Raw genomic sequence first — 14,186 nt, 5'->3', positions numbered from 1 at the left:
ATGCCATCGAGCAGCTTGCGGCAGGCCTCGAAGTAAGCGACGCCTGCGTCCGTGGGCCGCACCGAGCGTGTCGTGCGCGCGAGCAACTGGGCACCCAGGCGCGTTTCGAGCGAGTTGACCGCCCGCGAAACCGCCGCTCGCGACAAGCCGAATTTATCGGATGCGGCGCTAAAGCTGCCGCGTTCGACGATGGCTACGAACACCTCCATCTCACGTAATCTGTCCATCTTGACTTCCCCATCTGAATCTCTTGCAAACGGATGACAAAAGTAAAAGCCGTTTGGGGGTCTACCGCTGCCGGTTCGTTTTCAAACCTTCGTTAATCGCCCCCAGCGTGATTAACGCGCGGCCTGAGTGCCTACGCCGCGATTCTAGGCATCGTGCGCCGATCGGTATCGCCTCCCAAGCTGGATTGGCTCAAAACAGCGCAGAAATGACCCATGCGTAACCAGTCAGGTTTGCGTTGGCGCCGCGCACATCACGCGTTGGGCGAATCATGACCGGACGACCTGGCAAAATTCTCGTACTAGATGGCCCAAAATCAGACCAGGCAAGACTTTAAGAAATTGGGCTCATCTCTGACAATAAAGCCGTCAGTGAACAGCAACAATGCGCGGCGACACCGATGGTGTGGTCATCGTATCGCGTGAGGATGCAGGGCGCTGAATTGCCTCACAGTGCAATAGCCACATCAAACAGTACAGCTAACGAAACCCGGGAAGTTTCTGATCGCCATGACAACTGCGAACCTTTTGACGAGTGGAACGGAAGCGGCAACAGCCCCGCAGGCGCTGGAACCGCGCCCTGTGCGTGAAGCCGGGTCGTCGGCTCAGCCTGCCCCCGCGCAAATGGCGTTTACCGGACGCATCGTGGTGGGGCTGCTCGGCATGTTGTTCGCTTCGTTGCTGGCCATCCTCAACGAACAGGTGACCGCGGCAGCGATGGCCGATATCCAGGGCGCGTTCCTGATCGGGCACGACGACGGGACGTGGCTCACGTCGCTTTTCGAAGCCGCCAACGTCGCGACGATGGTATTCGCCCCCTGGTTCGGCATCACCTTTACGCTCAAGCGCTTCACGATCGGCGCCGTGCTCGCCACGATGTTTTTCGGATTGCTGTGCCCGTTTGCGCCGAACCTGGCGACGCTCTACGTCTTGCGTATCTTCCAGGGAATCGCGGGCGGCTGCCTGCCCCCCATGCTGATCATCGTGGCGCTGCGTTATCTGCCGCCCAAATTCAAGCTCTACGGGCTCGCCGGCTATGCGCTCACGGCAACCTTCGGGCCGGCGCTCGGCACCCCGCTCGCCGCGTTGTGGACGGAGTTCGTGAGCTGGCGCATGGCGTTCTGGCAAATCATTCCGCTCGGCGTGCTGTGCTGTATCGCGATTCAGCAGGGGCTGCCCGCCGATCCGGTCAAGCTCGAGCGCTTTGGTACGTTCAACTGGATCGGCTTGATTACGGGCTTCCCCGCGTTCGCCATGCTCGTGACCGGGCTTTTGCAAGGCGACCGGCTCGACTGGTTCGAATCGGAGTTTATTCGCATGATGTTTGGCGGCGGCGGCCTGTTGCTCGTGATCTTCCTGGTCAACGAGTGGTTTCAGCCTGTGCCTTTCTTCAAGCTCCAGTTACTCGAGCGCAGAAACTTCACGCACGGACTTTCGACCTTGCTCGGCACCGTGATCCTGCTCGTGGGCGTCGCGGCAATACCCGGGCAGTTTCTCGCCAAAGTTCACGCGTACCGGCCGCTGCAGACGGCGCCGCTCTCGCTGTTGCTCGCCATTCCGCTGCTGATTACGCTCCCTTTGACGGCGGCTTTGTTGAATACGCGGCGCGCCGATCACCGCTGGGTGATCGCAATCGGACTGTCGCTCATGTTCACGACGTGCGCACTCGGCAGCTTCATGACGTCCGAGTGGATTCGCGACAACTTTTATGTGCTCCAGGCGCTGCAGATCATCGCACAACCCTTGGTGATCATGTCGATCCTCATGGGTGTCACGACGGGGCTGCCGCCAACGGAGGGCCCGTTCGCCTCGGCCATGTTCAATACGGTCAAGACGTTCGCCGCGGCCATCGCGACGGGTCTGATCGAGGGTGTAGGCACCGCGCGCGAACATTTCCATTCGAGCATGCTCGTCGACCAGCTGGGCAACCGCGCGCTGGTGGCAGGCCCGGGCCTCGACACCCCTTACGCGCTGGGGCAACTCGCGCACCGTATTCATGAGCAGGCCGTCGTGCTGACTTCCGCCGATCTCTACCGGGTGATGACGTGCGTTGCGCTCGTTCTGCTTCTTCTTGTTCCGGTGCTGCCGGTGCGGATCTATCCGCCGTGGAGCACTACGCCGCCCGCTTCGAAATGAGGTCCGTTTTCCATGTCATCGACTAAACCCACCCCCGCACCGTCCAGGTTGAAATGGCTTCCTGTCGCAGCAGTCGTCGCCGTTGTCGGCGTCGCTGCATGGGCCGGCACGAAGCTCCTGTCTCACTCGAGTTCGGAATCCACGAACGACGCCTACGTCACCGCAGACTTCACGCTCGTCGCGCCGCGCGTCCCGGGGCAGATCACGGACGTACTGGTGAACGACAACGAGGACGTGAAGGCGGGTCAGCTGCTGGTGCGCATCGACGACCGCGACTATCGCGCCGCGTTGATGAGCGCCGAGGCGGAGGTGGTGGCCGCAAAGGCGTCGGTGGCGAACTTTGACGCGCAGATCGCGCGCCAGCCCTCGCTCGTCGATCAGGCGCGCGCTACGCTGCGCTCCGACGATGCATCGATCGGCTTCGCGCGGGCCAACGCGGCGCGCTACCAGAATCTTTCCACGGCGGGGGCGGGGACCGCGCAGGAGCAGCAACAGGCTTCGAGCACGCTCGCCGAGCAGCTTGCGCAACAGTCACACGATCAGGCGGTGCTGTCTGCCACCCAGCAGAATCTGGACGTCCTGCGCACGGAGCGCGACAAGGCCGCTGGCGCGCTTCAACACGCGCAAGCGGTGCTCGAACAGGCGAAGCTCAACCTCTCCTATACGGAAATCCGCGCGCCCGTCGACGGCAAGGTGGGACGCCGCTCGGCGCGGGTCGGCGCCTTCGTGACGCCCGGCGCCCCTGTGCTGGCAATCGTCCCGCTTTCGGATGCATATGTCGTCGCCAACTTCCAGGAGAGCCAGATCACCAACATGCGGCCCGGCGAAAGCGTGCGCGTGACCGTCGACAGCCTTCCCGGCGTCGTGATCCATGGCCGCATCGACAGCCTTGCGCCGGCGACCGGCGTGAGCTTCGCGCCGATCGCACCCGACAACGCAACGGGCAATTTCACGAAGGTGGTGCAGCGCGTGCCCGTCAAGATCACGATCGATCGCGGGCAGCCTGCTGCGGCGGAATTGAGCGTCGGGCTCTCGGTGGAAGCCGAAGTGGCCGTTGGCCGGGGCGCTGAAGCGATGGCTGAAGGAGCCGAAAGGAAATGAACACGAGCCAAACTTCTAGCCGGGCGATCCTGCTCACGGTTCTCGCATGTCTCGCAATGGCTGCTTGCACGGTGGGTCCGAACTTCGAACCGCCAAAGTCGCCTACACCGGAGGTTTTCAACCGTACGCAGACGGCGCAGGCGCCGAGCAAAGCTGTGGAAGGCCAGTTCGGTCCGGAATGGTGGACGCTGTTCAACGACCCGGTATTGAACGGCCTGGAGAAGCAACTCGCCGACGCGAACCTGGACGTTGCAGCCGCTTCTGCGCGGCTGCTGCAAAGCCGGGCCGAGCGCCGCGTGGCCGGCGCAGCCGAATATCCGACGCTGGATGGCGCAGCATCGTATAACCGCGAACGCGGCAGTGAAAACGGCATTCTCTCGCTGCTTGGCGTGACGCCGACGCAAAGTCAGCCGCAGTCGGCCTCCGGCAGCGCGCCGCTCGGCGTGGCGGCCATGCCGGGCTCGAAGGGTTCGCCCGCCTATAACCTGTATCAGGTCGGTTTCGACGCCTCATGGGAGATCGATATCTGGGGCCGCGTGCGGCGCAGTGTGGAAGCGGCGACGGCGCTTTCGGAAGCTTCGTATGAGGACCGGAACGCAGTCTTGCTCAGCGCGCGAGCGGAGCTTGCGCGCGACTATATCGAGCTGCGCGACACACAGGAACTGCTGCAGATCGCGCATCAAAACCTGGACATCGCCAACGACGCGCTGAAGCTTACCCAGGTGCGTGCGCATGAAGGCGTCACGACGGATCTCGATGTTTCGAACGCTTCGGCGCAGGTGGAGAACATCGAAAGTCTGATTCCCACCCTCGAATCGCACTCCGAAACGACGATCAATGCAATCGGCCTGCTGCTCGGCGAGGAACCGGGCGCACTGCGCCAGACGCTCGCTGCAACGCAGGAGGTGCCCGTCCTGCCGGCGCAGGTGCCGATCGGCTTTCCTTCCGAACTCGTGCAGCGCCGGCCGGATATCCGCAAGGCGGAAGCCGAACTGCACGCGGCGACGGCGTCGATTGGCGTGGCGAAGGCCGATTTCTATCCGCGCATCATGCTCAATGGCAGCGCGGGATTTCAGAGTCTTCAGCTTTCGAGTCTGGCCAGTTGGGCGTCCGGGCAGTTCGTCGTTGGCCCTTCCATTACATTTCCCATCTTCGAAGGCGGTCGCTTGAAGGGAACGCTCCAGCTGCGTGAAGCGCAACAGCAGGAGGCTGCGATTGCGTACAAGGAAACGGTGCTGCGCGCGTGGCAGGAGGTGGACGACGCGCTGGTCACCTACGACGCCGAACAGCGCCGCCGCGACCGGCTGGCCCAGGCCGTGACCATGAACGAGCGCGCGCTTTCAGTCGCGCGGGAGCGGTACAAGGCCGGGGCGCTCGACTATCTCGACGTATTGAATGTGCAGAAGCAGCTGCTCGAAGCACAAAGCAATCTCGAGCAAAGCAGAGCCACGGCGGCCACGAATCTCATTACGCTTTGTAAAGCGCTGGGCGGGGGATGGGAGTCGACGTATGGGGGGTAATCCATAGCCCGAATGTGCGCTTGTCATTCTGAAAGCGCGCCGTTTCCAACTAGTCGGGGCTCTTGTTCTGCGCCTCGCCGGCCTGTCTCGCACAACACGGCGCGCCGCTTGCCATCGACGATCTGCTGCCGCACAGGCTGATCCTGCAGAGAGACGCAGTGACGCCCAGGTTGCCTTGCGTCGAGGCTTCGCAGGCGCCTTGTATCCGCTCATCATTGTTCAGGACAATCGGTGATGCTGCGGCGCTCGCATGGCGTAAAGACAGTCGCGCGTGCAAAATCATAACCGGATGAAGATCGCATCATGACAGGAGCGTCCGTCGTGGATCTCGCTGGATATGAGCTTGAGCCGCTGCGCGACGACGGCGATTTTTCACTGTATCGCGCGCGCAAACGCAGCCTTCCAGTTTCGGTGCTCGCGCTGGTCGCCACGCGGGCGGACGCGGTGGGCGTGAAGCGACTCGAGCGCGAATACGGGCTCGCCGCGCTGCTCGATTCCAGCTGGGCGGCGCGGCCGCTTGCGCTCTACCGGCACAGAGAGCCGCCCATGCTCGTGCTCGACGACGACGGCGGCGAACCCCTCGATCGAACGCTTGCCGTCCCGTTCGAACTCACGCGCCTGTTGCGCATTGCCGTCAATCTGGCGAAGGTGGTCGGTCACGTGCATCGTTGCGGTCTCGTTCACAAGGACATCAAGCCAGCGAACGTGCTCGTCGACAGCAGCGGCAACGTGCGGCTTACGGGCTTCGGCATCGCTACGCAACTGCCGCACGAACATCAGCCGCCCGCGCCGCCCGAGATCGTTGCGGGCAGCTTTGCGTACATGGCGCCCGAGCAGACCGGCCGCATGAACCGTTCGATTGATACGCGCAGCGATCTCTATTCGTTCGGTGTGACGCTGTACGAGATGCTCACAGGGGCGCTGCCGTTCCATGCCTCGGACGCGATGGAGTGGATTCATTGCCATATCGCGCGCAAGCCCACGCCGCCCCGGGCGCGCCGTGACGCGATTCCGCCGGCGCTCGAGGGCATCGTGCTGAAACTGCTCGCGAAGGCCGCCGAGGACCGCTATCAAACTGCGGCGGGACTCGAGGCCGATCTGCGTTCTTGCCTCGCGGCATGGGAAACGCACCATCGCATCGACGCCTTCCCGCTGGGGGAGCACGACGCGTCCGACCGGTTGCTGATTCCGGAGAAGCTGTACGGGCGCGAGGCGCAAATCGAAGCACTGACCAGCGCGTTCGACCGCGTGGTGCACAGCGGGTCGGTCGAACTGGTGCTGATCTCGGGCTATCCGGGCATCGGCAAATCGTCGGTCGTGAACGAGTTGCATAGGGTGCTGGTGCCGCCGCGCGGTCTCTTCGCTTCCGGCAAGTTCGACCAGTACCGGCGCGGCATTCCGTACGTCCCATTTGCGCAAGCTTTCCAGACCCTCGTGCGCAATCTGCTGAGCATGCGGGAAGCCGAGATCGAGCCGTGGCGGCACGCGTTGATGGAAGCACTCGGGTCCAACGGGCAGCTCATCGTCAACCTGATTCCTGAGCTTGCGCTGATTATCGGCGAGCAGCCGGCTGCGCCGATGCTGCCTCCACAAGACGCGCAGAATCGCTTTCAGATCGTATTTCGACGCTTTCTCGGTGTGTTTGCGCGGCCGGAGCATCCGCTCGCCTTGTTTATCGACGATCTGCAGTGGGTGGATACGGCGACGCTCGATCTGCTCGCGCATCTCGCCACGCATCCTGACGTCAGGCACCTTCTGCTGGTGGGCGCCTATCGGGACAATGAGGTTGACGCTACGCACCCGTTTGCACGCACGCGCGAATCGATTGTCCGCGCCGAAGGCAAAGTACGGCGATTCGAGCTTGCGCCGCTCACGAAGGACAGCGTGACGCAACTCGTGGCGGATGCGCTGCACTGTGGCCGTGCGAGCGCCGCCCCGCTCGCGCAACTGGTGCATGAGAAAAGCGGCGGTAATCCGTTCTTCACGATCCAGTTTCTGACCGCGCTCGCCGATGAAAATCTGCTCACGTTCGACCCGCGCGCCACGAAGTGGGTCTGGGACCTGCCGCGCATTCGCGCGAAGGGCTACACCGAGAATGTCGCTGATCTGATGGCGGCAAGGTTGCGCCGGTTGCCGCCCGCGGTGTGCGACGCGCTGGGTCAACTGGCGTGTCTTGGCAACGTTGCCGAAGTCGCCGCGCTGACCTGGGTTCAGGGCGGCTCCGAAGAGAAGATGCACGCGGATCTGTGGGAAGCCGTGCGGACAGGCCTGGTCTTTCGCGACGCCAAGGTCTACGAATTCGCACACGATCGCGTGCAGGAGGCAGCGTACGCGCTGATTCCCGCTGACGAGCGAGCTGCCGCGCACCTGCGCATCGGGCGGGCACTCGTGTCGCGCACGCCGCCAGACGCGCTCGAAGCTGCGATTTTCGACATCGTGAACCATCTCAATCGCGGCGCGGCGCTGATCGCGGACGCAACGGAGCGTGAGCAGGCCGTTGCCCTGAACCTCGTCGCGGGAAGGCGGGCCATGGGCTCGACGGCCTACGTGGCCGCGCGCGGCTATCTGGCGCAAGGCGTGGCGTTGCTGTCGCCCGATGCGTGGACGCTGCGTTACGAGAGCACGTTCGAACTCTTTCTCGCGCTTTCGGAGTGCGAATATCTGGTGGGCGATTTTGCAAAAGCGGATGCCCTGGCGGACATGATGCTCGCGCGAGCCCACTCCAGTCTCGATCGCGCCACGGTCTACAGCTTGCGCATCGAGTTATATCAGCTTGCCGGAAGATATGACGAAAGCTTCGCGGTCGCGCTCATTGCCCTGCGCGGCTTCGATATCCGTTTTCCCGAGACCGATGAGGACATCCGAGCGGCGTTCGATGCCGCCCTGCGCGACGTCCACGTCAATCAAGCGGGCCGCCCCATCGGCGAGCTCGTCGAGGCGCCGGTGGCGACGGACCCCGCGATCCACGCGATCGTCAATCTGCTCCTTCAGGCGATGAACTGCGCGTTTGCCGCGCGGCCCGCGTTTTATCCGCTCATCACGCTCGAGGCGGTCAATCTCTCCTTGCAGCACGGCATGACCGAAAACTCGAGTTTTGCGTTCGGCAATTACGCGCTCATGCTGGTTTCGCTGATCGGCGATATTCCCACGGCGGTTGAAGTGTCGGAGATGTCACTGAAGCTCAACGAGAAATTCGGTAGTCGGCACCTGAATGGCAAGCTGCTTCATCTGTATGGCGCCCACGTCAACTTTTGGCGACGCCATATCGCCGCAAACCTCCCGGTGCTGGAGCGGGCGACAGCCGAGTGCATGGAGGTGGGCGATTTTGTTTTTGCGGGCAACGTGGCGTTCAATGCCGTCTGGCAGTCGCTCGAGAGCGGGGCCGCGCTCGAAGACGTGCAGGCGTTAGCCGAAAAGTACGCGGCGCTCATGCGACAGAACCACAACGACGCGGTCTACGAACTGATTCGGGTCGAACGGCAATGCGTTATCAGCCTGCGCGGCGAGACGCCCAAACCGTTCGACTTGAATGACGAGACGTTCGACGAAACCGCCTGTTTCGAGGCGATCGTCAAGTCGAATTTCGGTTGCGCCATTGGCGTGTATCGAATCATCAAGGTCATCCTCGCGTTTCTCGATGGCCGCTATTTCGACGCGCTGGCGGCGGTGCAGCAGGCGCAGGCAGTGCTGAGTTCGGTGATGGCGCTGGCGATTGAACCGACCTTTCATTTTTTTCACATGCTCACGTTGACGGCACTTTATCCTGGGTCATCTCCCGAGCAGCAGGAAATCCACAAACGGATGCTCGCAGAGACTGTCGAGAAATTTGAAATGTGGGCGGCACACTGTCCCGAGAACTATCAGAACCGCCACGCATTGCTCGGGGCAGAACTCGCGCGTCTGGAGGGACGAGAGCTCGACGCCATGCGTCTGTACGAGGAAGCCATTCGCTCGGCCCGCGAGAACGGCTTTGCGCATCACGAAGGCATCGCCAGCGAACTGGCTGGCCGCTTCTATTTGCGCATCGGCCTTGCGACGAGCGCCGAAGGCCATTTGCGTAATGCGCGCCGGTGCTTCGCTGCCTGGGGCGCGCAAAGCAAGATCATGCAGCTCGACAGCGAATTTCCGCGCCTCGCCGATCTGGAAGGGAGCATGCTGACGTCGACGCACAGCTTCGATTGGCGCCAGTTCGACGCAGAAACGCTACTCAAGGCCTCTCACGCGCTCTCCAGCGAGATCGAACTGAAGCGCCTGATCGACCGCCTGATGACGATCGCGCTGGAAACCGCGGGCGCAGACCGTGGTCTGCTGATCGCACCCGAGCCGCCGGACGGCTACCGCATCGAGGCGGAGGCGCGTATCGACGGCAACGGGATCGAGGTGAAGCGTTTGCCGGACACCGGCTCGGCCACCCCCGCCGCGCTGCTGCGTTATGTCATACATACGGGCAAGCGCGTCATCATCGACGATGCGATGACATCGAATCTCTTTCCCGAAGACGAGTATCTGGCGAGCGGCGCCACGCGGTCCGTGTTCTGCCTGCCGCTCGTCAGGCAGGGAAAGCTCAATGGATTGCTGTACCTGGAGAACACTGAGACCTCGCACGTGTTCACCGCGCGCCGCTCGGCACTGCTCGATTTGCTAGCGTCCCAGGCCGCCATTTCTCTGGAGAATACCCGTCTGTATGCCGATCTTCAGGAACGCGAAGCAAAGGTGCGGCGCCTCGTGGACTCCAATATCATCGGCATCCACATATGGGACTTCGAAGGCAATGTCGTCGAGGCCAACGATGCGTTTCTGCGCATCGTGGGTTACACCCGCGAAGATCTCCGTTCGGGGCAGATTCGCTGGCCCGACCTGACGCCGCCGGAATGGCATGAGCGCGACGAACGTGTGAAAGCCGAATTGCAGGCCACTGGAAGCGCCAAACCGTTCGAGAAGGAATATGTTCGCAAGGACGGCAGCCGCGTGTCCGTCATGGTCGGCGCGGCGGCATTCGGCGACCGTGAGGGGCAGGGCGTCGCGTTCATACTCGACCTGACTGAGCAGAAGCGCGCGCAACAGGATGTGCGCGACAGCGAGCGACGCTACCGTGAACTCCAGACGGTGCTGGCGCATTCGAACCGCGTGGCGACGATGGGGCAGCTATCGGCGTCAATCGCCCACGAAGTGAAGCAGCCGATCACCGCCATCGCAGCGTACGCGAGCGCCGCCTTGCGCTGGCTCGCGCTCTGCCCGCCAAACTTCGACGAAGCGCGTCTCGCACTCACCAGGATCGTCGCGGATAGCGACCGCGCCAATGGCATTGTCGACAGGACCCGCGCCTACTTCAAAAAAGAGCCGCTGCGTACAGACGGGCTCGATGTCAACGACATGATTCGGGAGCTGATCGCGCTCATGCGCGGCGAAGCCAGCAAGTCCGGTGTCGAACTCACGGTGGAGCTTGCGGAGGGGTTACCGCGCGTTCAGGGCGACCGGGTGCAACTGCAGCAGGTCATGCTCAATCTGATGATCAACGCCCTCGAAGCGATGAGCGACATGAAAGCCGGCAAGCGCAAGCTGCTGATCCGGACGGGCAGGACCGACGATACCGAGCTTTGCATTACCGTGCAGGATTCCGGGCCGGGACTCGCCGCCGGCTACCTCGAGTGCATATTCGAGGCCTTTTTCACTACCAAGCCCGATGGTCTCGGCATGGGGTTGCCCATCTGCCGCTCGATCGTGCAAAGCCACGGCGGGCAGTTATGGGTGACGGCAAACGTCCCTGTCGGCGCCAGCTTCCATTTCACGCTCCCCGCACAACGTCAAGCTTCGTTGCCAGCGCGCATTTAGCGCTGCGTCCCATTCGACCCTTCAGATCGCGGCGACTTCCGCTTTGCCGCGATGGCCGGAAATGAGCCCGGAATGTCCCCAAACCGGCGCAGCTAGCCCATCAGCCGGGAGCCGTAATACGTAGACTGTTCTCGTCGGCGGCCAATGACTGCCGGTCCTGGCGGGGAGTCATGGAGATGCCCGGCCACTTGACTTGATGCGCGCTGCAATGCGGACTCTCTTCTATCCGCGGGCAGCGCCCAAATCCCCTTAAAGGAAGGACGTATGAGCGAAGCAAACCAGGGCGCGGTGCGCCAACTGAATCATTTCATCGACGGTCAAAGCGCCGCTGGAACGAGCGGGCGATTCAACGACGTGTACGATCCGGCGCAGGGCCGTATTACTGCACGCGTACCGGTTGCTAACGCCGATCAGGTTGCCGCAGCCGTGGCGGCTGCCAAGGCTGCATTCCCGGCGTGGAGCGACACCCCACCCCTCAAGCGCGCGCGCTTGATGTTCAAGTTCAAGGAACTGCTCGAGGCGCACCTCGACGACATTGCCGAACTCATTACGCTCGATCATGGCAAGCTTTTTTCGGACGCAAAGGGCGAGGTCATGCGCGGTATCGAAATCGTCGAATTCGCGTGCGGGATTCCGAACCTGCTCAAGACCGGTTTCACCGATCAAAGCAGCAGCGGCGTCGACAGCTGGAATCTGCGCCAGCCCCTGGGCGTGATTGCCGGCGTCACACCGTTCAATTTCCCGGTGGTGGTGCCATGCTGGATGTTCGTCATGGCTGCCGCGACCGGCAACACGTTCATCCTCAAGCCTTCGGAGCGCACGCCGTCGTCGTCGATCCGGCTGGCGGAACTCTTTGTCGAGGCGGGCTTTCCCAAAGGTGTCTTCAACGTGGTGAACGGCGACAAGGGCACCGTCGATGCGCTGATTCAGCATCCCGACGTGGCCGCGATGTCCGTCGTCGCCTCCACGCCGGTGGCCGAATATATCTACGCAGAGGGCGCCAAACGCGGCAAGCGTGTGCAGGCGTTGGGCAGTGCGAAGAATCATCTCGTCGTCTTGCCCGACGCGAATCTCGATCAGGCCGTCGATGCGCTGATCAATTCGGCATACGGCTCGGCGGGCGAACGCTGCATGGCGACTTCGGTGGCGGTGGCGGTGGGGAGCATTGGCGATGAGTTGATCGAGCGTCTCGCGCCGCGCGTGCGCGCGCTGCGCATCGGTGCGGGTATGCAGCCAGATCTGGATATGGGGCCTCTCATCAGCGCCGCGCATCGCACCAAGGTGCTGGGTTATATCGACGCGGGTGTCGCCGCTGGCGCGAAGCTCGTGGTGGACGGGCGTGGTCATACCGTGGCGGGGCACGAAGAGGGCTTCTTCCTCGGCGGCTCGCTCTTCGACGGCGTGCAGCCGGATATGAAGATCTACCGGGAAGAGATTTTCGGGCCGGTGCTTTCTGTGGTGCGCGTGCCGGATCTCGCCAGTGCGATTGAACTCGTCAATGCGCATGAACTGGGCAATTGCGTCACGCTGTTCACGGCCGATGGCGCGGCAGCACGTACGTTTACCCGGCAGATTCAAATCGGCATGGTGGGCATCAACGTGCCGAGTCCGGTGCCGTCGGCGTGGCATTCGTTCGGGGGCTGGAAGCGTTCGCTGTTCGGCGATCATCATGCATATGGCGAGGAAGCGGTGCGCTTCTACACGCGCTACAAGAGCGTGACGCAGCGCTGGCCCGACGCGTGAATTCGCCGTGCGCTCCAGGATAGCCGGCGCGGGTTTGGCCGGCTATCAGCGCGACGCCATGGCGCAGGCAATAAACCGCTAATATCGACGCGGGGTTCACAGAACAAAGCCACCACCACGCCGGAAACACGCAATGGACCGAATCGGTGAAGAACGCGTGGACCCGCGCCACGACGAGCTTCGCCGTGATGCAGGCGGTTGCGGCCTACGGCCTGTCGTTCGTGTTCTCGTCGAGCGGCGGCAATTACCTCGTGCTGTTCGCGATCGGCGCCGCGGCGCTCGTGCTCGCGCTCTTTGTCGATCTCTTCTCCGCGTTGAGGGCCAAGTGAATACCACCGTATCTTCCCCGGCGGCTGCGCTACGGCAGACGAGGCCGCAGCCGCGCGGCTACGCCGAGCGCAACGTCCAGTACTGGCGGCGCAACCTCGTCGTGTGCGTGATCGGCTCGTTCACGACGCTCGTGAGCCTCAGCATGCTGCTGCCGTTCCTGCCGCTCTATGTGCGGCAGCTCGGCGTGACCTCGCAATCGGCCGTCATTCAGTGGTCGGGCATCGCGTTTGGCGCGACCTTTCTCGGCACGGCGCTCACCGCGCCGCTCTGGGGGCGCCTTGCGGATCGTTATGGGCGCAAGCCCATGCTCGTGCGCGCGGCCATCGGCATGGCCGTGGTGATGTCGTTGATCGGCGTGGCGCACAATGTGCACGAGCTCGTCGCGCTGCGTCTGATCGCCGGCCTCGTAGGTGGCTACGCGTCGGCTTCCACGGTGATGGTCGGCACCCAGGCGCCGCGCGAGCGCGCCGGCTGGGCGCTCGGCATACTTTCGACCGGAGCGCTCGCGGGCAATCTCATCGGCCCGCTGGTGGGCGGCGTGCTGCCCGGCTGGATCGGCATTCGCGGCACGTTTTTCGCGGGTGGCGCGATGATCGCCGTGGCGGCGCTGCTGACCATCTTCGTGGTGAAGGAAGAGTTTCATCCGGAAAGCGACGCGAAACCGCACGCAGGCAACGCCACGGCCGGTTCGGGCAGTAGCACGCGCCGGCCCGACTATGCGGTGGTGGCCGCGCTGCTCTTGACCGCGATGATGGTGCTGCTCGCCAACATGTCGATCGAGCCCGTCGTCACGGTTTATATCGGCAGTCTGGGCGTGGGCGCGGCGCATCTCGCGCGCGTGGCGGGCGTGGTCATGGCATGCTCGGCGCTTGGCAGCATGCTCACGGCGGCGCGCCTGGGCGCACTGGCCGACCGCTTCGGGAGCTGGCGCGTGATCGTCGCCTGCCTCGTGCTCACGGGGCTTGCGATGGTGCCGCAAGCCTTCGTTACGCAGTGGTGGCAGCTCGCGGTCCTGCGCGTGGTGATGGGCATGACACTCGCGGGGCTCTTACCTTCCATCGGCAAGCTCGCGCGGCAGTCGGTAGACGAAAGCAAAACGGGCCGCATGCTCGGTTATCTGCAGTCGGCGCAATTCAGCGGGCAGGTGGTGGGCCCCGTGATCGGCGGCGTGATCGGCGTTCACTTCGGCCTGCACGCCGTGTTCTTCGCGACCGGCGCGCTGCTGGTCGCATGCGGTGGACTCGCGCGCTGGGCCCAGCGTCGCGCACACGCTTGAAACTGGAACGCATCCGGAGGGAAC

6 protein-coding genes and 2 pseudogenes are annotated in these 14,186 nt (G+C 63.3%); 7 read left to right on the top strand and 1 reads right to left on the bottom strand.

Translation table 11 applies throughout. The annotated features are described in order from the left end of the window. Window positions 1–53: 53 nt before the first annotated feature. Window positions 54–209 (bottom strand): annotated as a pseudogene (locus VSR34_RS14400) (LysR family transcriptional regulator); the annotation flags it as partial. Between the two features lie 525 nt (window positions 210–734). On the opposite strand from VSR34_RS14400, the gene VSR34_RS14395 reads away from it, so the two are divergent. From VSR34_RS14395 to VSR34_RS14365, 7 genes and pseudogenes are all read left to right on the top strand, one after another. After that, window positions 735–2,360: an MFS transporter gene (locus tag VSR34_RS14395; protein WP_028210871.1), complete on the top strand. Its 1,626-nt coding sequence runs from the start codon at window positions 735–737 to the stop codon at window positions 2,358–2,360. Between the two features lie 12 nt (window positions 2,361–2,372). Then, window positions 2,373–3,461 carry an HlyD family secretion protein gene (locus VSR34_RS14390; RefSeq protein ID WP_028210872.1) on the top strand — a complete coding sequence of 363 codons (1,089 nt, stop codon included), beginning with the start codon at window positions 2,373–2,375 and terminating at the stop codon, window positions 3,459–3,461. Continuing rightward, on the top strand, window positions 3,458–4,981 hold the full coding sequence (locus VSR34_RS14385; protein ID WP_028210873.1) for an efflux transporter outer membrane subunit: 1,524 nt from the start codon (window positions 3,458–3,460) through the stop codon (window positions 4,979–4,981). Before VSR34_RS14390 ends, VSR34_RS14385 begins: the two co-directional genes overlap by 4 nt. Window positions 4,982–5,302: 321 nt before the next feature. Further along, the gene (locus VSR34_RS14380; protein WP_342962748.1) at window positions 5,303–10,813 is read left to right on the top strand and encodes an AAA family ATPase; all 5,511 of its coding nucleotides are present in this window, start codon (window positions 5,303–5,305) and stop codon (window positions 10,811–10,813) included. A 264-nt stretch (window positions 10,814–11,077) separates the two neighbouring features. After that, entirely contained in the window at window positions 11,078–12,556 is a 1,479-nt protein-coding gene (locus tag VSR34_RS14375) for a CoA-acylating methylmalonate-semialdehyde dehydrogenase (protein WP_036018439.1), read from the top strand. Between the two features lie 149 nt (window positions 12,557–12,705). Next, window positions 12,706–12,885 (top strand): annotated as a pseudogene (locus tag VSR34_RS14370) (MFS transporter); the annotation flags it as partial. After that, window positions 12,882–14,162: an MFS transporter gene (locus VSR34_RS14365; RefSeq protein WP_342962747.1), complete on the top strand. Its 1,281-nt coding sequence runs from the start codon at window positions 12,882–12,884 to the stop codon at window positions 14,160–14,162. The pseudogene VSR34_RS14370 and the gene VSR34_RS14365, both read left to right, overlap by 4 nt. The last annotated feature ends 24 nt before the right edge of the window (window positions 14,163–14,186 follow it).

The organism is Paraburkholderia sp. JHI2823 (assembly GCF_038900695.1).
Taxonomy (GTDB): Bacteria; Pseudomonadota; Gammaproteobacteria; order Burkholderiales; family Burkholderiaceae; genus Paraburkholderia; species Paraburkholderia mimosarum.
This window is presented reverse-complemented; position numbering and strand designations above follow the sequence as displayed.